Genomic DNA, 17,688 nt, shown 5'->3' with positions numbered 1-17,688 from the left:
GATCAGTACTCGAAGCTAAGGCGCACGCCGATCGTGCGCGGGCGCAGTCGACCATAGCGCCCGTCGAGGAAGGCCTCCGGATGGATGTAGTTGACCGACCGGTCGTCAAACAGGTTCTCGACATAGCCCCCGACCACGAAGCGATCGAAGGCGAAGGCGAGGTTGGCGTTCACAAAAGTGTAGCTGTCGGTGTCGTCGTAGGTCGGCAGCGGCACCAGCGGACGACCGGGCGTGTTGGGGAAGGCGTTCGGGAAACTGCCCACGTGGGAGACAGCGACCGAAGCGTTGGCCTCGACGGCCGGCGTCGGCTGCCAGCGATAGTCGACCCGCAAGGAACCGGACACGCGCGGGCCGGCCAACCGGGCCCCGACCACCGCGCCGGAGAAGGCTGCTTCCTGCGGCGTCAGCTGATCGACCTCGGCCTCGTTCAGCGCCCCCGCGAAGGCGACTGTCCAGCCGTCGGCCGGCAGGGCGGTCAGCGCCACTTCCAGACCCTTGCTGGTCGCCCCGCCGATGTTGGTGGCGAACTGCACCGAGTCCGAGACGCGGTTGGCCTGGACCTGGATGTCATTCCAATCGACCCAGTAGAGGGCGGCGTCCGCATAGAGACGTCCGTCGAACCAGCGCCCCTTCACGCCGATCTCGTAGTTGACCAGCTTGTCCGACGAGGCGCCGTACGGAATGATGATGTCGGTCGGATCGATCGTGCTGGCCGCCCCGGCGCGGGCGTTCACGATAGGCGGACGGAAGCCGGTCGATATGGCGGCGTAGGTGGTCAGCGAAGGCATCGGCCGCCAGGAGCCGCTGAGCCGGTAGGAGGTCCCCGTCTCCTCGGCCTTCACCCCCTCGGCCGCCGCGATCGGCGTGACGGTCAGGGGACCGGACAGACCGAACAGGGCGAAGGTCAGATAGTTCGAATTATAGCCGCCGGCCTCGGTGAAGCCCTGGGCGTCGGTCTTGCCGTAGCGCAGACCGCCGGTGACCCACAGGTCGGGCGTGAAGCGATAGGTCAGCTCGCCGAAGGCCGCGATCTCGTGGCTGATGAAGTGGGACCCGAACCGTTGATAGTACTCGTCGGGGAGGCCGGTGATGCCTCGCGCGGCGAGGAATTGGGGGCTTGAGCGATAGTTGTAATCGACGTCCCGCCGCTTGCGGAAATAGAAGCCGCCGATGGACCAGTCGACCCGGCCGCCCGGGTCAGACACCAACCGGGTTTCCTGCACCAGCGTCTCGTCGAAGGCGTCGGCGTCCAGAGCGAAGGGGAACGCCTGCGCAAAGGTGCCGGCCAGATCGACATAGAAGAGGCCCGTATAGTCCGACCAGGTCGTCGAGCTCGTCAGCCGTGCGCCATCGAACTGGTACTCCAGCGTCAGGTTGTAGTTGGCCATGTCGCTCTGGAAGAGGTCCGGCCGGTCGGTCAACCGGACGTATTCGCCGCGGTTAGGATTGGTCAGCGAAGCGTCGTGCGGGTTGCTGATCTCGTGCGAGTACATCAGCCGCCCGGTGAACCGGTCGTTCGGCTCCCACTGGAGGATGGCCCGACCGCCGTACTGCACCAGGGAGTTGGCGTTCTCGATGCCCGTGCCGACGTTGTCGATCCACCCCTCCTCGTGACGCGAGAACCCGACGATGCGGAGCGCCAGCTCGTCATCGACCAGCGGCACATTGACCATGGCGTTGTAACGCTGGCGCAGGCCGCCCTCGTTCATCGTCCCCAGATCGACCAGGGCCGAGGCATCGAAACCGGTCGGGTCCGGGTCGTGCGTCAGGATCCGCAAGGCCCCCGCCAGCGACCCCGAGCCGAACAGGGTCCCCTGGGGCCCCCGCAGAAACTCGATCCGCTCGACGTCGTATAGGGTGGGGTCAAGGATCGTGGAGTTGCCGTTCGACGAGATCGGCAGTTCGTCGATGTAGATCGCCACCGTGCTCTGCAGGTTGGCCCCATAGCCGTTGGTCGCCACGCCGCGGGCGGTGAAGTTGTTGAAGTTGGCCGACGCCCGGTTGAGCACGACGCCGGGGGTCGCGGTCGCCAGGCCATCGTAGTTGACGATGCCCCGCGCGTTCAGATCCTCCTGCGACAGGGCCGTGATGCTGACAGGCACGTCCTGCAGGCGTTCCGCCCGCCGCGTCGCCGTCACGATGATCTCCTCGACGACCGTCGCCTCGCGGTCCTGTCGCGTGGCTCGGTCAGCGTCCTGGGCATGGGCAGCCGACGCCAAAACCGTCGCCTGGACGAGGACGCACGCAGAGCACAGCAGCTTCGATTTCTTCACGATGAACCCTCCCTGGCGTCGATCATGATCGCCGACGCTCGTGAGGGAGTGAGCCACGCCTCCCGGGGCGAGTCAACACTCGCTCTCGCGTGCGTGAATATCTTACTCGCCCCGGAGCGGCGCGCGCACACAGGCGGCATTGCACCGCCCATGTCATGGAGCTGCAGCCCTACGGCGCGCCTATCGCCACGTTCAGGCTTTCAGTGCCCCTGCGCGGAGCAATCGGGACGCCCGGCGCGTCGGATGAGGCGGGCAAACAGCCGATCAGTCGGCGACGCTGGCGGTATCGAACGCCATCACGACACCCGATCCCGGAACGGCGACATAGGCCAGCGCACCATCAGGCGAGACCACGACGCCAGAACTTCGCGTCACCCCGTTGATGAAGGCCGTCCGCCGGTCAGATGTGGAAATGACCAGCACGGGCCCCATCATCCGGTTGGTGACATAAAGCTGTGTCCCGTCCGGGGACACCGCGAGGGCGGCGGGCAAGGCGGCGATCCTCGACCGCGAGATTTCGACGAGGGCGGCGGCGTCGATGATCGAGAGGTGCTCGGATCTTGCGCTGCCGGCATAGACCCGGCCCCCGTCCGGCGACACCGCCAGACCGGAAATCCCGGCCGGCGCACCGCTGATCGCGATCGATGCAACGAGGGTGTTCGCAAGGGCGTCGATGACGCCGACCGAGTCCGCTGCAGGTCGCACTTCGGGCCCCGTGGGCTCCGGAGCCCGTACCGCGACATAGACCCTCGCACCGTCCGGAGAGACCGCGACCTGGCTGGCGAACCCGCCCGTGGGGACGGTGGCCAGCAGACGACGGCTGGCCGCATCGACCACCGCCAGGCCGGCGGCCCCGAGGGCGACATAGACCGTCGCGCCGTCGACCGATACGGCGACGTCCATGGCATAGAGGCCGACGTCGAGCGTCGCTGTCGCCGTGTCGGTCGAGGTATCGATACTCGTCAGCAGGCCTGTGCGGCCGTGGGCGACGTAGAGGCGCGTCCCGTCCGGGGAAAGCGCCACCGCGACAGGCTGGTCGTCTACGGTCACTGTCGAGACAAGCGTATGGGTCACCGCATCGACCACCGAAATCGTGTCGGCGGCCAGATTGGCGACATAGAGGCGCTTCCCGTCCGGCGAGACAGCCACATCCGAGGGCGACGCGCCAACAGGGATCGACGCAACAAGGCCATGCAACGGGCCATCGGCGGAGTTCCCCGGACCTGTAGCCATGATCCCGATGGGCAAGGGGCCGACGCCGCCCGTCCTGTCAGTCTGCGCGCCGGCTGCCGTCGCAACGATCAACCCGGCCAGGGCGACCAGTCCAGGAACGCCTGCGCGGCGGACAAGACAAGACGGCAAGGCAGCCTCCTTCCGCCAGCCGGCGTGTCGTCTCAAGGCGTGACCCAACCGGTGCTGGCGTTGGCCGATATTGCCTCGCCCCCCACCATGTGGACAAGCCGGCCACCAGGCTCGGAGCCGTCGGCACAGACTTCAGCGCGCCTTTTCCAGCCGAAGCAGGCTGCTCACTCCCACTCGATGGTGCCGGGGGGCTTGGAGGTGACGTCGTAGACGACGCGGTTGACGCCGCGGACCTCGTTGATGATGCGCGTGGCGGTGCGGGCCAGCACGTCCCAGGGGAACTGATAGAAGTCCGCCGTCATGCCGTCGGTCGAGGTGACGGCGCGCAGGGCCAGCACCTTCTCGTAGGTGCGGGCGTCGCCCATGACGCCGACCGTCTTGACCGGCAGCAGCACGGCGAAGGCCTGCCAGATGTCGTCGTAGAGGCCGGCCTTGCGGATCTCGTCCAGATAGATGGCGTCGGCCTCCTGCAGGGTGGCGACGGCGTCCGGGGTGATCTCGCCGGGGATGCGGATGGCGAGACCTGGCCCCGGGAAGGGATGGCGGCCGACGAAGGCATCGGTCAGGCCCAGCTCGCGGCCGAGGGCACGGACCTCGTCCTTGAACAGCTCGCGCAGGGGCTCGACCAGCTTCAGCTTCATGTAGTCGGGCAGGCCGCCGACATTGTGGTGGCTCTTGATCACCGCCGAGGGGCCGCCGGTGGCGGAGACGCTCTCGATCACGTCGGGATAGAGGGTGCCCTGGGCGAGGAATTCCGCTCCCTCGATCTTCGCCGCCTCGCGGTCGAACACCTCGATGAACACCCGGCCGATGGTCTTGCGCTTGGTCTCCGGGTCGCTGATCCCGGCCAGGGCCCCGAGGAACTCGGCCGAGGCGTCCACATGCACCAGCGGGATGTTGTAGTGCTCGCGGAACAGGGTGGTGACCTGCTTCGCCTCGTCCTTGCGCAGCAGGCCGGTGTCGACGAACACGCAGGTCAGCTGGTCGCCGATGGCCTCGTGGATCAGCACCGCCGCCACCGAGCTGTCGACCCCGCCGGACAGGCCGCAGATAACCTTGGCGTCGCCCACCTGCGCGCGAATCTTCGCCACCTGCTCGTCGCGATAGGCGGCCATGGTCCAGTCGCCGGTCAGGCCCGCCACCCCCTGGGTGAAGTTCTTCAGGATCATCGCCCCGCGCGGCGTGTGCATCACCTCCGGGTGGAACTGCACGCCGTAGATCCTGCGCGTCTCGTCGGCGATGGCGGCGAAGGGCGCGCCCTCGGAGGTGGCGATGACCTCGAAGCCCTCGGGGATGGCGGTGACCCGGTCGCCGTGGCTCATCCACACCGGTTCGCGGTGATCGACCGCGCCGATGCCGGCGAACAGCGGGCTGTCGCGGGTGATGACGATCTCGGCCCGGCCGAACTCGCGGTGGTGGCCGCTCTCGACCTTGCCGCCCAGCTGGGCGCAGATGGCCTGCTCGCCGTAGCAAATGCCGAGGATCGGCACGCCGGCGGCGAACAGGGCCGGGTCGGCGCGCGGGCTCTCCGCCTCGGTCGTGGAGGCCGGCCCGCCGGACAGGATGATCGCCTGCGGGGCCATGGCCGCCAGCGCCGCCCCGGCTTTGTCGAACGGGTGGATCTCGCAGTAGACGCTGGCCTCGCGCAGGCGCCGCGCGATCAGCTGCGTCACCTGGCTGCCGAAATCGACGATGAGGACTTTCTGGTGGGCGGTCATGCGGCGGCGTCCGGGGCGGAAGAAAGGGCGGGGATGAGGGCGGCGGGGCCGTGCGCATCCAGCACGGCGAACAGGCGGTCGAGCGCCCCGGCGAGGTTGGCGTCGACCTCGGCGAGGGTCGAGGTCCAGTCCTCCAGCCGGGTCAGTTCGCTGCGGCCGTCGGAGACCCCGCGCAGGGCGACCAGGGGCCGGTCGAAGGCGGCGGCGGCGCGCGCCAGCGCCCAGGTCTCCATGTCGACCATGTCGGCGTCGATCTCGCCGTAGCGGGCGCCCGAAATCACATCCGCGCCGGTCGACAGGCGGGCCGTCGGCCAGCCCGGGATCAGGCACGGCAGCGGCAGCACGGCCGGCAGGTCGAGCAGCGGCGTCACCCCCGGCGCGAAGCCCAGCGGGCTGGCGTCCATGTCGCGATAGCTGACCGAGCCGACCTGATAGACCGCGGCATGGTCCAGCGTCGCCGAGCCGCACGAGCCGAGCGACAGCACGAGGTCCGGCAGCTCGCCGGCCGCGGCCAGCCGCGCCAGGGCCGCGGTCAGGCTGACCGCCGCCTCGACCGGCCCGACGCCGGTCATCAACGGGTTGATGCGGGCCCGCAGATGCGCCCCGTACTCGGCCGGGGCCGCCATCACCGGCAGCACCCGCACCCCGCCCCGGCTCACGACCTGCCCGCTCATGCGGCGCGCTCATACAGGGCGAAGAAGAAGCCGTCGGTGTTGGTCGAGGCGGGGGAGAGGCGGAGCCTCATTCCTCCCCCACAGGGGGAGGTGGCGCCGAGCTCCGCGAGGCGACGGAGGGGGGCGTGCGCCGCCCCCCCTCCACCACGCTGCGCGTGGTCCCCCTCCCCCTGCGGGGGAGGAATGATCGCCCTGAACCCCGGATGCGCGGCCTCGAAGGCGTCGGCGCTGGCCTCGTTCTCGCGGCTCAGCATGGAGCAGGTGACATAGGCCAGCCGGCCGCCGGGCTTCACCAGCTTCGCCGCCTGGCCGAGGATGCGGACCTGAAGGGCGTGCAGCCGCTCGACCTCCTCCGGGGTCAGCCGCCAGGCGTCCTCGGGCCGGCGCCGCCAGGTGCCCGAGCCGCTGCACGGCGCATCGACGAACACGAGGTCGGCCTGATCGTTCAGGTCCTCCATGCCGCCGCCGTTCTGGCCGATCAGGCGCAGCTCGGCCTCGAGACCGGCGCGGGCCAGCCGCGGACGGATGTTGTCCAGCCGCTTCGCCACCACGTCCGAGGCGATCAGCCGCCCCTGCCCGGCCATCGCCAGGCCGAGCCCGAGGGTCTTGCCCCCGCCCCCGGCGCAGTAGTCGACCACCGTCATGCCCGGGGCGGCGCCCGCCAGGGCGCAGACGATCTGGCTGCCCTCGTCCTGGATCTCGACCCGGCCGTCCTTGAAGGCGTCCAGCGCCTGGATGTTCGGCGGCGGCTCCGACGGCAAACGCAGGCCGACCGGGGAATGGGGCGTGCGGCTCGGGGTCAGCCCGGCAGCGACCAGCTCGGCCTCGACCGCCTCAAGGGTCGTGCGGGCAATGTTCACCCGCAGGTCGATCGGGGCGCGCGGCTGCATCAGCTCGCGGGCCTCGTCGGCCCAGCGGTCGCCGAAGGTGGCGCGGAAGTCCTCGACCACGAACTCCGGCAGGCCGGCGGCGACCCAGCCGGGCAGATCGCCCGCGCCGGCGGTCAGCCGCGACCGCTCCTGCTTCGACAGGGGCCGGGGGCCATAGCCCTCGCCGGTGTGCAAGGTCTCGATCTCGTCCAGCGACAGGCCGTCGATCGCCGCCAGCGAGCCGATCACCAGGGCGCGGCCGTCCTCGCGCCCGCCCATGATCCACGACAGACGGCCGCGGGCGCGCAGCACCTTGTAGACCCGGTCGGCCACGGCGCGACGGTCCTTGGAGCCGGCGAAGCGGTTCTGCTGCCCCCACGCCTTCAGCACCGTCTCGGCCGGCTGTCGGCCCTGGGCGATGGAGTCGAGCACCGAGGCGGCGGCGGCGAGACGAGCGGCGGGCGTCACGGCAGGAACAGGGCGGCGAACACCGCCACCAGCCCGAGGGTGGCCACCATCCACGCCAGGCTGCGCACATAGGGCGCGCCGGCGGCATAGAGCGGGATGTAGGCCAGACGCCCCCAGAAGAAGGCCTGGGTCCCCCAGAAGGTCAGGGTCCCGGTCTTGTCGGCCACTTCGGCGATGAGCACCCCGCCGATGAACAGCGGCAGGGTCTCCCAGAGATTGGCCTGGGCCCGCTCCAGCCGCTGCGTGACCACATCGGGCGTCCTGGGCGTGGAGTCACGGGGCCCGGCGTTCCAGTCGAGGCCATTGACCTTTGTGCGCCCCGCCGCCGCCGGAAACAGCGAGACGAAGGCCAGCACCAGGGTCAGGGCCAGCATGGTCAGCTCGGGCGATCCCGCGACGGGCCAGCTCATGGTCATCCCTGCCGGTAGTTGGGGGCCTCGCGGGTGATCATCACGTCATGGACGTGGCTCTCGCGCAGGCCGGCGTTGGTGATGCGCACGAAGCGGGCGCGGCTCTGGAAGGCGGCGATGTCGGGGGCGCCGACATAGCCCATGGAGGCGCGCAGACCGCCGACCAGCTGGTGGATTACCGGCGAGATCGGCCCCTTGTAGGGGGTCTGGCCCTCGATACCCTCGGGCACCAGCTTCTCGGACGAGACCTCCTTCTGGAAGTAGCGGTCGGCCGAGCCGCGGGCCATGGCCCCGACCGAGCCCATGCCACGGTACGACTTGTAGGAGCGGCCCTGGTAGAGGAACACTTCGCCCGGGCTCTCGTCGGTGCCGGCGAACATCGAGCCCATCATGGCCACATTGGCCCCGGCGGCTATCGCCTTGGCGAGGTCGCCCGAGTACTTGATGCCGCCGTCAGCGATCACCGGGGCCCCGCTCTCGCGGGCGGCGCGGGCGGCGTCCATCACGGCGGTCAGCTGGGGCACGCCGACGCCGGCGACGATGCGGGTAGTGCAGATCGAGCCCGGCCCGATGCCGACCTTCACGGCGTCGGCCCCGGCGTCGATCAGGGCGCGGGTGGCGTCATAGGTGGCGACATTGCCGGCGATGATCTGGATGCGGTTGGACTCGCGCTTGATGCGCTCGACCACCGCCGCGACCGAGGACGAGTGGCCGTGGGCGGTGTCGATGACCACCACGTCGGCCCCGGCCTCCGCCAGCATCATGGCCCGCTCGTAGCCGGCGTCGCCGACGGTCGAGGCGGCCCCGACCCGCAGCCGGCCCTGGTCGTCCTTGGCGGCGTTCGGGAAGGCCTGGGCCTTCTCGATGTCCTTCATGGTGATCAGGCCGACCGCCCGGTAGTCCTCGTCGACGACGATGACGCGCTCGATCTTGCGCGTGCGCAGCAGGTTCTGCGCCTCCTCGCGGCCGGCGCCCTCGCGCACGGTGACCAGCTCGCCCGTGGTCATCAGGGTCGCTGCGCGGACCTCGGGGTCCCGCTCGAAGCGCATGTCGCGGTTGGTCAGCATGCCGACCAGCCGCCCGGTCTCGCGATCGACCACCGGGAAGCCGGTGATCTTCTTGCGGGCGACGATCTCGCGCACCTCGCCCAGCGTCGTGTCCGGGAACACCGTCACCGGGTTGACCACCATGCCGCTCTCGTAGCGCTTCACGGCGCGGACCTGGTCGGCCTGCTCGTCCACCGTCATGTTGCGGTGGATGACGCCGAGCCCGCCGGCCTGGGCCATGGCGATGGCCAGCCGGGTTTCGGTCACCGTGTCCATGGCGGACGACAGCAGCGGGATGTTCAGTCGGATGTCGCGGGTCAGGCGCGTCGAGACATCCACCTCTGCGGGCATGACGTCGGACGGGCCGGGTTCGAGCAAAACATCGTCGAAGGTGAGCCCTTCGCGAATCTCCATGAGGAGCCTCCGTTTTGCGGGCCGCGTATAGACTGCCCTCTTGCGGCGCCGCAAGAGCGGCCCGTCCTATTGTCGCGATAAAGAGAATTGCGGTTGCAACCTTCACACGGGGCCGCCACTTAAGCCCCCATGGTCGAGATGGTCATTCGCACGGTGCGGGCCCTGGCGCTGAAGATCGCCAGCTACGCCACCATGCACCTGATCGTGGCCATTCTGGTGGCCTACGCCATCACGCGCGACTGGACCCTGGCCCTCGCCATCGGCCTCGTCGAACCCATCGCCCAGACCTTCGCCTTCGCCATCCACGACCGGGTCTGGCACCGCATCGAGCGGCGCAAGCGACTGGGGCCCCTGCAGGAAACCGCCGAGGCGGTCGAGGGCCGCCTGGGCCTGCACGACCATCACGCCTGCAACCACGCCCTGCCGACCTCGTTCCGTACGCTGGCCTGGAAGACAGGCACCTACGGGATCATGCATTTCGCCGTGGCCGTGCTGGTCGCCTACGCCCTGAGCGGCGACTGGCGCGTGGCCCTCGCGGTCGGCACGCTGGAGCCGCTGGTCCAGACCGTCTTCTTCACGATCCACGACCGCATCTGGAGCCGGATCGAGCGCCGCCGCGCCGAGCGCCGCGCCCGCGAGTTGCAGGCCGCCTGAGGGACGGCAGCGCCCCTCTGGCCCCATGCTTCGCGCATCAGCGTCGCCAGAAAGCTCCGTTTTTTAACTGAAACTGCGCAAGAGTAACGGCCTGTATCGCGGAGGTCGTCCTCGTGAGCGTCAGTAAAACTTTCGATTGCGTCGTTGAACTGGCCGCCCGTCTGTTTCTGGCGCCGACCTCGTTGGTCACGGAAGTTGTCGGTGACCGCCAGGTGTTCCGGGCCAGCCGCGGCTTCGAGGGCGTCGGCACACGTCTTCAGGACAGCTTTTGCGCCCTGATGCTGGCCGAGCCCGGGGCGAGCTGGCTGGTCATCGAGGATGCGTCTCTCGACCCGCGCTTCGCGGACAATCTGCTCGTCACGGAGCTGGGCATTCGTTTCTATGCTGGCGCCGTGATCACGACGCCCGACGGTCGACGCACGGGAGGCCTGTGTGTGCTCGATACGTCACCACGGCCTGCGCCCGCGGCCGCGCAGATGGAGAGCCTGCAACTTCTGGCCAAGCTGGCCGGCGAGCAGATCGCCAAGGCGCAGCTGGAAAGCCAGCAGAACGAGCTGGTCGAGACCTTCAAGCTGGCCGAGGACCTGGCCGGGATCGGCGCCTGGAAGCTCGATGTCGTGACCGGGCGGGTCACCTGGTCGGATCAGGTCTACCGCATTCACGGCGTCGATCCGGCCAGTTTTGATCCCAATCTCGGCGACGCCATCGACTTCTATCATCCGGGCGATCGCGACGGCGTGCGGCGCTGGTGCCAGAAGGCCATCGAGACCGGCGAGAGCGACGAGTTCCAGATGCGGCTGATCCGGGCAGATGGCGAGGAGCGCCTCGTGGTCTCCAGGTGCCGACCGGAGGTCGAGGACGGCCAGACCGTGGCCCTCTATGGCGTCTTTCAGGACGTGACCGAGCGGGTTCGCGCCGACGCCTACCTGATCGAGAGCGAGGCGCGCTACCGGCTGATCGCCGACAACACCCGGGACGTCATCGTCACCTACGGGCTGGACGGGGACGTGCACTACATTTCGCCAAGCATCGAGGCCACGCTGGGCATCTCGCCCGCCGAGCTGATCGGCAAGCCGATCAGCGCCCTTGTGCACCCCGAGGACGCCGCCGCATTGGACTCAGCCTACCGGCGAACACTGGAGCGCGAGGACGGCCGGGATCACGGCGACCTGACCTACCGCTGCATCACGGCGGATGGTTCGACCCGCTGGTTCGAGTCGCGCCCCAGCCTTGTTCGCAACAGCCGCGGCCAGCCGGTCGCCATCCAGGATTCCGTTCGCGACATCACGGCGAAGAAGCAGCTCGAGGAGGAGCTCATCCGGGCGAAGGAGGCCGCCGAGCAGGCCGCGCGGGCCAAGAGCGACTTCCTGGCCAACATGTCCCATGAGCTGCGAACCCCGCTGACGTCGGTGGTGGGCTTTTCCGAGCTCCTCATGGAAAGTTCGGACCTGCCCGCCACGGAGCGGGGCTACGCCGCCCGCATCACCACCTCGAGCCGGGTGCTGCTGGATGTCATCAACGACATCCTCGACTATTCGAAGCTCGAGGCGAACGCGGTGGAGCTCGATCCGCAGTCCTTCAGCCCGATCGAGGTCCTGCAGACGGCGGCTGGAATCGTGGAGCCCCTGTGCGCGAGCAAGGGCCTGACCCTCAGGCTGGCCATCGACCGCGACCTGCCCCCCAGGCTCACCGGCGACGCGCCGCGGCTGCGCCAGGTCCTGCTGAACCTGCTGTCCAACGCGGTGAAGTTCACGAGCGCCGGCGAAATCGGGCTGGAAGCGGCTTGGAGCGACGGCCGCCTCAAGGTCTCCGTCGTGGACAGCGGGATCGGCATCGCAGCGGACAAGGTCGCGACGCTGTTCGATCGCTTCACCCAGGCCGATGCCTCCACGACGCGACTTTATGGCGGCACAGGTCTCGGCCTCGCCATCAGCCAGCGTCTCGTTCGCCTGATGGGCGGAGAGCTTGGCGTGAACAGCCGTCCGGGCCTCGGCTCGACCTTCTGGTTCGAGGCGTCGCTCGAGGCGGCGGCGGACGACATCGGGGCGAGCGAGCCTGCGGCGCTCGACCTGCCCTCGGGCCTGCGGATCCTGATGGCGGATGACGCGCCCGCGAACCGGGAGCTGGTGCGGATCATCCTGTCGAACTGGGATGTCGAGCTGGCGACCGTCGAGAACGGGGCCGAGGCGGTGCATGCCGCGGCGCGGGACGCGTACGACCTGATCCTGATGGACCTGCAGATGCCCGTGATGGACGGCATGAGCGCGGCCCGCGCGATCCGCGAGCTTGAGGGTGCGGCAGCCGCCACCCCCATCCTCGCCCTGACCGCCTGCGTTCAGCCCGAACACATCGCCAGCTGTCGTGCGGCCGGCATGGACGGCCATGTGGGCAAGCCCATCCAGGTGAGTCAGCTCATTCACGCCATGGCGTCCACCCTCGCCGACAAGGCGGCTGCGCCAAAGACCGCAGCGGCCGCCTGAACCGCCTCAGGCGGCCTCGGCCCGGCAGGCGCCGGCGATGAAGGCGGCGTGATCGGGCAGCTGGTCGCGGGTGCGGGCCACGAGCCCCCGTACGTCCGCCAGCCACGACGACAGACGGCCCGCCTCCAGCCGGTTGGCCAGCGGGCTGTAGCCCTCGGCCTCGATCCCCTGCCCCACCAGCACCTGCAGCCAGCTGTTCGGCTTGAACAGATCGTGACTCTCGAGCGGCAGTCGACCCGCGCGCCGCCACAGCTCCAGCCGGGCCTTCAGCGTCTCCGGCTGCGGCAGGGCGTCCCGGCAATGCCGCCAGAACGGCGTGTCGTCGCGCCGGGTCGCCGTGTAGTGCAGCACCAGGAAATCGCGGATGGCGACATACTCGGCGTCCGCCTCGGCATTGAAGCGGTCGCGCGGGGCGTCGGCGAAGTCGCGATCCGGGAAATACTGGATCAGCTTGTCGAGGCAGGACTGGACCAGATGGATGCTGGTCGACTCCAGCGGCTCCATGAAGCCCGAGGCCAGGCCCAGCGACACCACATTGCGGTTCCAGATGCGCCGGCGCTTGCCGGTGACGAAGCGCAGCGGGCGCGGGTCGCCCAGCGCCTCCCCGTCCAGCTGCGACAATAGCCGGGCCGTGGCCTCGTCCTCGGAGATGAAGCGGCTGCAGAAGACGTAGCCGTTGCCCGTGCGGTGCTGCAGCGGGATGCGCCAGCGCCAGCCGGCGGCGTCGGCCGTCGCCTTTGTCCACGGCGTCAGCGGCTCCACCCGGGCGCAGGGCACGGCCACCGCGCGATCGGCCGGCAGATGGTCGCTCCAGTCCTCGTAGCCGGTCTCCAGCGCCTGCTCGATCAGCAGGCCGCGGAATCCGGAGCAGTCGATGAACAGCTCGCCGCCAACCTCGCGGTCGCGGTCGAGCCGCAGGGACCGGACCCGGCCGTCCGGTTCGCCGAGGGTCACGTCCAGCACCTTGCCCTCGACGCGCTTGACCCCCAGCCGCTCGGCGTACGCGCGCAGGAACTTCGCATAGAGATGGGCGTCGAAGTGGAAGGCGTAGGGCATCTCGCCCAGCGGCCCGAACCCGCCCGGCGGCGAGCGGCTGAAGCGGCCGGCGAAGGCGGCTTCGGCATTCAGCGAATAGGCCCACAGGTCGGGCGCCCCGCGCTCGCCCCGCGCCAGCCGGTCGCGCAGCCAGTAGTGATGGAACGGCAGCCCGCCCAGCGGCGTCCCCGGCTCGCCGAAGGCGTGGATGTAGCGCTCGCCCGGCGCGCCCCAGCCATCGAACACGATGCCGAGCTTGAAGCTTCCCTGGGTAGCGCGGACGAAGGCGTCCTCGTCGATCCCGAGCAGGCGGTTGTAGAGCTGGATCTGCGGGATGGTGGCCTCGCCGACCCCGACCGTGCCGATCTCCTCGGACTCGACCAGGGTGATATCGAGCAGCGATCCGAACACGCGGGCCAGCCCGGCCGCGGCCATCCAGCCGGCCGTGCCGCCGCCGACGATGACCACCTGACGAAGGGTGTTTCCGTTCATGCCACGAAGCTAGCCCAGGTCCCCTGCCCCGAACCAGTCATACGCTGCGCCGTGGGGATGGCCCTCGGCGAGCCGATCGTCGCGCCCGTCCGGCCATGACCGCAGCCGGAGGACCGGCCGGCGCCGCTCAATCGGCCCCTCCTGCTCGAAGCTGAGCCAGGCCAGCGGCGCATCCGGTGTGGCCCGGGCCCCGGCGGCGGCGATGCGCGCGGCGATCCGCGCCTGGCTGTCCGGCGGGAAGTACTGGAAGGCGATGGTGTGCATGACGACGCGGCAGACGCCGGACTCCGGCGCAAGGTCGAGCGTCGCCTCCAGCCAGTCGGCCGCATCGGCTCGGGTCAGCGGAACGGGATCGATGGCCGCGATGTCGAGAGCGGCCTCGAGCCGCGCCAGCCGGTCCTGCTGGTCGGCCCAGACGTAGGCGGCGAGACGGGTGCGCGTCCCGGCATCACCCACGTCCAGCGGGTTGCGATCGACGCCGGCCCGACCGATCACCCGCACTTCCGCGCCGGGCGGCGGCGGACCGCGCCAGTCCGGCTGCAGGCGAACGGATGAGGCCGGATCCCCGGCCTGCACCCCGCCGAGAACGAAGGCGTACCGGTCCAGCGCGCTGTTGAGCCCCGCGCTGGCGCCCAGCTCATAAAGGCGAAACGGCCGGCCGAAGCGCGCCGCCAGCACCATCAGGCCCGCCATCAATCCGGCCGAGCGCCCGACCTCGTTGGTCTGGGGCGGCTGGTCGAGCCAAGGGTCGAGCGCGGGCGCTTCTGCGGCCAGCGCCGCGGCGACAATCGCCCAGAGCGCATCATCCTCTTTGGGGGCCGGATGCGGCGGATAGACCGCCGACAGATCCGGGGGCCGGCCCGCGCGGGCCAGGGCGTGGAGTCCGCCCATGAGACGAAGCGGAAGGGCGTCGCCCTCGTGGCTCGGATTGCCCGGCCAGCCGAGCATGCGGTCAGCCAGGCCCCCCCCCTGCTCCAGTCGCTCACCCACCAGCCGGCACAGTCGTCCGGTGAACAGCGCACCCGCCTCCGTACAGATCGCGCCCTGCCGGAGGAAGGCGGCGCGCACGGAGGCGCCGACCGTCACCGCTTGCCGCGGGCGACGAGGAAGACCTCGGCGGAGTCCTTCCGGCTGGCCCCCGGCTTGACGATCTTCACCTCGTCGAAGGCGGCGCGGAGGCGGCCCATGACCTCGCCCAGGTCGCCGCCCTGGAAGCTCTTGGTGACGAAGGCGCCGCCGGGCTTCAGGGTGCGGATGGCGAAGTCGGCGGCGATCTCAATCAGGGCAATGATCTTCATGTGGTCGGTCTTGCGATGACCGATCGTGTTGTGGGCCATGTCCGACAGCACCAGATCCGGCGGGCCGCCCAGCGCGTCAATCAGCTGCTGGTCCACGCCGGGCGCGGTGAAGTCCGCCTCGATCAGCACGGCGCCGGGGATCGGCACGATGGGCAGCAGGTCGACCCCGGCCACCGCCGCGGCGCCCCGCTTCAGCGCCACCTCGGTCCAGCCGCCGGGGGCGGCGCCGAGATCGATCACCCGCGACCCCTTGCGGATCAGGCCCAGCCTGTCGTCGATCTCGCTCAGCTTGAAAGCGGCGCGGCTGCGCCAGCCCTCGGCACGGGCGCGCTCGGCGTAGGGATCGGCCAGCTGGCGCTTGATCCACTGCTGGCTGGACAGGGAGCGCTTGTCCGCCGTCTTCAGCTTCTGGCCGAGGCCACGGCCCGCGGCCGTGCCGCCGCTGGGGGGCCGCACCATGCGGCGGCGTTCGGGGGGCGCTTCGTCGCTCATGGGAACACCCATAGCTCCCGGCGGCTTTCGCCGCTATGACCCGCGCGACCTCAAGACCGCAGGAGCTGTTATGGCCGAAACCCTGACCTTCACCGTCGATACCGGCGCCGGCACCGGCGACGTGGTGATCACGCTGCGCCCCGACCTGGCGCCCAACCATGTGGCCCGCATCGCCGAGCTGGCGCAGGAAGGCTTCTACGACGGCGTGGTGTTCCACCGCGTCATCGCCGGCTTCATGGCCCAGGGCGGCGATCCGACCGGCACCGGTTCGGGTGGCTCCAAGAAGCCGAACCTGAAGCAGGAATTCTCGGCCGAGCCGCACGTGCGCGGCGTCTGCTCCATGGCCCGCACCTCGGATCCGAACAGCGCCAACAGCCAGTTCTTCATCTGCTTCGACGACGCCACCTTCCTCGACCGCCAGTACACGGTGTGGGGCCAGGTGACCTCGGGCATGGAGCACATCGACGCCCTGCCCAAGGGCGAGCCGCCCCGCAATCCGGGCAAGATCGTCAAGGCGACCGTCGCCTGAGCCGACGGCCGGGGCCCGTCCCCGGCCAAGCCGCCTTCAGCCGCCGCCCCTACCCTCCACTGGCGCGGCTGAAGGCCACGGCGGCCTGCTCGCCGCCGACCCGCAGCGTCCCGCTGAGCACGGGGCTGTCATCACCGAGGGTGCGCCGCGCCTCGGCCAGGGCGTCGAGATCGATCCGCGCCTCCAGCCGCACCGCCATCCGGCCCGCCTGCCCCTCGAAGTTCACCGTCTCATCGGTGACGCGATACGCCGTCGGCAGGACGCGCTCGCCGCCCAGCATCAGCATCACCGGGGCGAAGCCGGGCACGCGCTCGCCGCGCTCGAAGGCGGCGAAGTCGTCGGCATGGCCGAGATAGAGCCCCTCCAGCGCCTGGCCGCCGACCGTCACCGGCGCCGTCGGCGCATACTCCCCCGACAGGTCCTCGCTGACCCGGCTGGAGAAGCCGCCGCCGACCGGCCCGGCCGGCGGGCTGCAGGCCGACAGGACCAGCGCCGCCAGCCCGGTCAGGACGAGGAGCTTAACGGCCGAGCGCACGGTCCAGCGCGCGGAAGGCGTTGATCGACAGCTCGGTGGCGTTGGTGAAGGTCTCCGGCGTCACCCGCTCGAAGTCGTCCGACGGGCGGTGATAGTCCGGGTGGTAGTCGACGCCGAAGTAGAGGAACGGCAGGCCGGCGCGGAAGAAGGCGGCATGGTCCGAGGCCTCGACCCAGTTGTCGGCGCCGGTGTCCTGCGGCGTGTCCTTGCCGAAGCTGAGCGACACATTGCCGACCGGCCCCACGGGCTCGAGGATCGGGCGCAGGGTCGGGTGCTGGTAGGTCCCCGTGACCCACAGCTTCCCGTCGTCGGCGCGGGCGGTCATGTCGTAGTTGACGTTGAGAGCGATCGACTCCAGCGGCACCGGCGGCACGTTGACGAAGTGCCGCGCGCCCAGCAGGCCGCGCTCCTCGCCGTCGAGGAAGGCGAAGATGACGCCATGATCCGGCGCCTCGGCCTTGAGCCGCTCGGCCAGGGCCAGGGCGGTGGCCACGCCCGACGCGTTGTCGTCGGCGCCGTTGAAGATCTGGCCGTCATTGACGCCGACGTGGTCGTAGTGGGCCGTCACCACGATCCAGCGGTGGCCGGCGCGCGTGCCGGGGATGACGCCGAGGATGTTCTGGCCGTTGAAGGTGCGCGGGCCCTCGCGGGTGCGGCCGTCGGCGCTGAAGGGCTGCAGCCGGCCCACGGGCGGGGCGGCGACGCCGATCGCCTCGAGGCGCTGGATGATGTAGGCGCGGGCCCGCTCGCCACCCGGCGCGCCGGTGTCCCGGCCCTCCATGTCGTCCGCCGACAGGATGCGCAGATCGGCGATGAGCTGCGACTCCACCGCCGGCGCGGGGGTGGGCGGGGCCTCCGGGGTGGCGCAGGCGGACAGCAGGGCCGCGGCCGACAGGCCGATCAGCAGAAGGCGCATGGCGGGGATCTCCTCGTCTCTGA

At 70.1% G+C, this 17,688-nt stretch carries 15 protein-coding genes; 3 read left to right on the top strand and 12 right to left on the bottom strand.

Annotated elements, in window-relative coordinates; genetic code table 11:
- Positions 1–2 precede the first annotated feature (2 nt).
- From VGN74_RS03080 to guaB, 7 genes are all read right to left on the bottom strand, one after another.
- Entirely contained in the window at positions 3–2,273 is a 2,271-nt protein-coding gene (locus tag VGN74_RS03080; protein WP_327445886.1) for a TonB-dependent receptor, read from the bottom strand.
- A gap of 264 nt (positions 2,274–2,537) precedes the next feature.
- Positions 2,538–3,506, bottom strand: a complete 969-nt coding sequence (locus VGN74_RS03075; RefSeq protein WP_327446670.1) for a YncE family protein — start codon at positions 3,504–3,506, stop codon at positions 2,538–2,540.
- A 293-nt stretch (positions 3,507–3,799) separates the two neighbouring features.
- A complete protein-coding gene (gene guaA / locus VGN74_RS03070; RefSeq protein ID WP_327445885.1) occupies positions 3,800–5,353 on the bottom strand; it encodes a glutamine-hydrolyzing GMP synthase in 1,554 nt (517 codons plus the stop codon).
- Complete coding sequence (locus tag VGN74_RS03065; RefSeq protein WP_327445884.1) at positions 5,350–6,027, bottom strand: 5'-methylthioadenosine/S-adenosylhomocysteine nucleosidase; 678 nt, start codon at positions 6,025–6,027, stop codon at positions 5,350–5,352. Before VGN74_RS03065 ends, guaA begins: the two co-directional genes overlap by 4 nt.
- Positions 6,024–7,364, bottom strand: coding sequence for an RsmB/NOP family class I SAM-dependent RNA methyltransferase (locus tag VGN74_RS03060; RefSeq protein ID WP_327445883.1), 1,341 nt, complete (start codon positions 7,362–7,364; stop codon positions 6,024–6,026). The genes VGN74_RS03065 and VGN74_RS03060 overlap by 4 nt, the downstream gene beginning before the upstream one ends.
- Entirely contained in the window at positions 7,361–7,774 is a 414-nt protein-coding gene (locus VGN74_RS03055) for an MAPEG family protein (RefSeq protein ID WP_327445882.1), read from the bottom strand. Before VGN74_RS03055 ends, VGN74_RS03060 begins: the two co-directional genes overlap by 4 nt.
- Positions 7,775–7,776: 2 nt before the next feature.
- Entirely contained in the window at positions 7,777–9,234 is a 1,458-nt protein-coding gene (guaB, locus tag VGN74_RS03050) for an IMP dehydrogenase (RefSeq protein ID WP_327445881.1), read from the bottom strand.
- Positions 9,235–9,363: 129 nt separating this feature from the next.
- Here guaB and VGN74_RS03045 point away from each other — a divergent pair, with 129 nt between their 5' ends.
- Both VGN74_RS03045 and VGN74_RS03040 read left to right on the top strand, forming a co-directional pair.
- Positions 9,364–9,888 (top strand): DUF2061 domain-containing protein, encoded by a 525-nt coding sequence (locus VGN74_RS03045; protein ID WP_327445880.1) that lies wholly within the window; start codon positions 9,364–9,366, stop codon positions 9,886–9,888.
- Between the two features lie 113 nt (positions 9,889–10,001).
- Positions 10,002–12,368, top strand: a complete 2,367-nt coding sequence (locus VGN74_RS03040) for a PAS domain-containing protein (RefSeq protein ID WP_327445879.1) — start codon at positions 10,002–10,004, stop codon at positions 12,366–12,368.
- A 6-nt stretch (positions 12,369–12,374) separates the two neighbouring features.
- Here the strand turns inward: VGN74_RS03040 and VGN74_RS03035 are convergent, their stop codons facing one another.
- Genes VGN74_RS03035 through VGN74_RS03025 form a run of 3 tightly spaced genes read right to left on the bottom strand, consistent with a single transcriptional unit; the run spans position 12,375 to position 15,685 of the window.
- On the bottom strand, positions 12,375–13,895 hold the full coding sequence (locus tag VGN74_RS03035) for a tryptophan halogenase family protein (RefSeq protein ID WP_327445878.1): 1,521 nt from the start codon (positions 13,893–13,895) through the stop codon (positions 12,375–12,377).
- A gap of 9 nt (positions 13,896–13,904) precedes the next feature.
- Positions 13,905–14,963, bottom strand: a complete 1,059-nt coding sequence (locus tag VGN74_RS03030; RefSeq protein WP_327445877.1) for a DUF2332 domain-containing protein — start codon at positions 14,961–14,963, stop codon at positions 13,905–13,907.
- Positions 14,964–14,977: 14 nt separating this feature from the next.
- Positions 14,978–15,685 (bottom strand): RlmE family RNA methyltransferase, encoded by a 708-nt coding sequence (locus VGN74_RS03025; RefSeq protein WP_327445876.1) that lies wholly within the window; start codon positions 15,683–15,685, stop codon positions 14,978–14,980.
- A 70-nt stretch (positions 15,686–15,755) separates the two neighbouring features.
- Here VGN74_RS03025 and VGN74_RS03020 point away from each other — a divergent pair, with 70 nt between their 5' ends.
- A complete protein-coding gene (locus tag VGN74_RS03020) occupies positions 15,756–16,214 on the top strand; it encodes a peptidylprolyl isomerase (protein WP_327445875.1) in 459 nt (152 codons plus the stop codon).
- A 49-nt stretch (positions 16,215–16,263) separates the two neighbouring features.
- Here the strand turns inward: VGN74_RS03020 and VGN74_RS03015 are convergent, their stop codons facing one another.
- Positions 16,264–16,749: a hypothetical protein gene (locus VGN74_RS03015; protein WP_327445874.1), complete on the bottom strand. Its 486-nt coding sequence runs from the start codon at positions 16,747–16,749 to the stop codon at positions 16,264–16,266.
- A complete protein-coding gene (locus tag VGN74_RS03010; RefSeq protein WP_327445873.1) occupies positions 16,733–17,665 on the bottom strand; it encodes a M28 family peptidase in 933 nt (310 codons plus the stop codon). The genes VGN74_RS03015 and VGN74_RS03010 overlap by 17 nt, the downstream gene beginning before the upstream one ends.
- Positions 17,666–17,688 lie beyond the last annotated feature (23 nt).

The organism is Brevundimonas sp. (assembly GCF_035998205.1).
Lineage (GTDB): Bacteria > Pseudomonadota > Alphaproteobacteria > Caulobacterales > Caulobacteraceae > Brevundimonas.
This window is presented reverse-complemented; position numbering and strand designations above follow the sequence as displayed.

Bases quoted from the DNA above. Each gene is read 5' to 3' on its own strand.
- VGN74_RS03075 (WP_327446670.1), bottom strand. From the start codon at position 3,506: ATGGCTACAGGTCCGGGGAACTCCGCCGATGGCCCGTTGCATGGCCTT.
- guaA (WP_327445885.1), bottom strand. From the start codon at position 5,353: ATGACCGCCCACCAGAAAGTCCTCATCGTCGATTTCGGCAGCCAGGTG.
- VGN74_RS03065 (WP_327445884.1), bottom strand. From the start codon at position 6,027: ATGAGCGGGCAGGTCGTGAGCCGGGGCGGGGTGCGGGTGCTGCCGGTG.
- VGN74_RS03055 (WP_327445882.1), bottom strand. From the start codon at position 7,774: ATGAGCTGGCCCGTCGCGGGATCGCCCGAGCTGACCATGCTGGCCCTG.
- guaB (WP_327445881.1), bottom strand. From the start codon at position 9,234: ATGGAGATTCGCGAAGGGCTCACCTTCGACGATGTTTTGCTCGAACCC.
- VGN74_RS03045 (WP_327445880.1), top strand. From the start codon at position 9,364: ATGGTCGAGATGGTCATTCGCACGGTGCGGGCCCTGGCGCTGAAGATC.
- VGN74_RS03035 (WP_327445878.1), bottom strand. From the start codon at position 13,895: ATGAACGGAAACACCCTTCGTCAGGTGGTCATCGTCGGCGGCGGCACG.
- VGN74_RS03025 (WP_327445876.1), bottom strand. From the start codon at position 15,685: ATGAGCGACGAAGCGCCCCCCGAACGCCGCCGCATGGTGCGGCCCCCC.
- VGN74_RS03020 (WP_327445875.1), top strand. From the start codon at position 15,756: ATGGCCGAAACCCTGACCTTCACCGTCGATACCGGCGCCGGCACCGGC.
- VGN74_RS03010 (WP_327445873.1), bottom strand. From the start codon at position 17,665: ATGCGCCTTCTGCTGATCGGCCTGTCGGCCGCGGCCCTGCTGTCCGCC.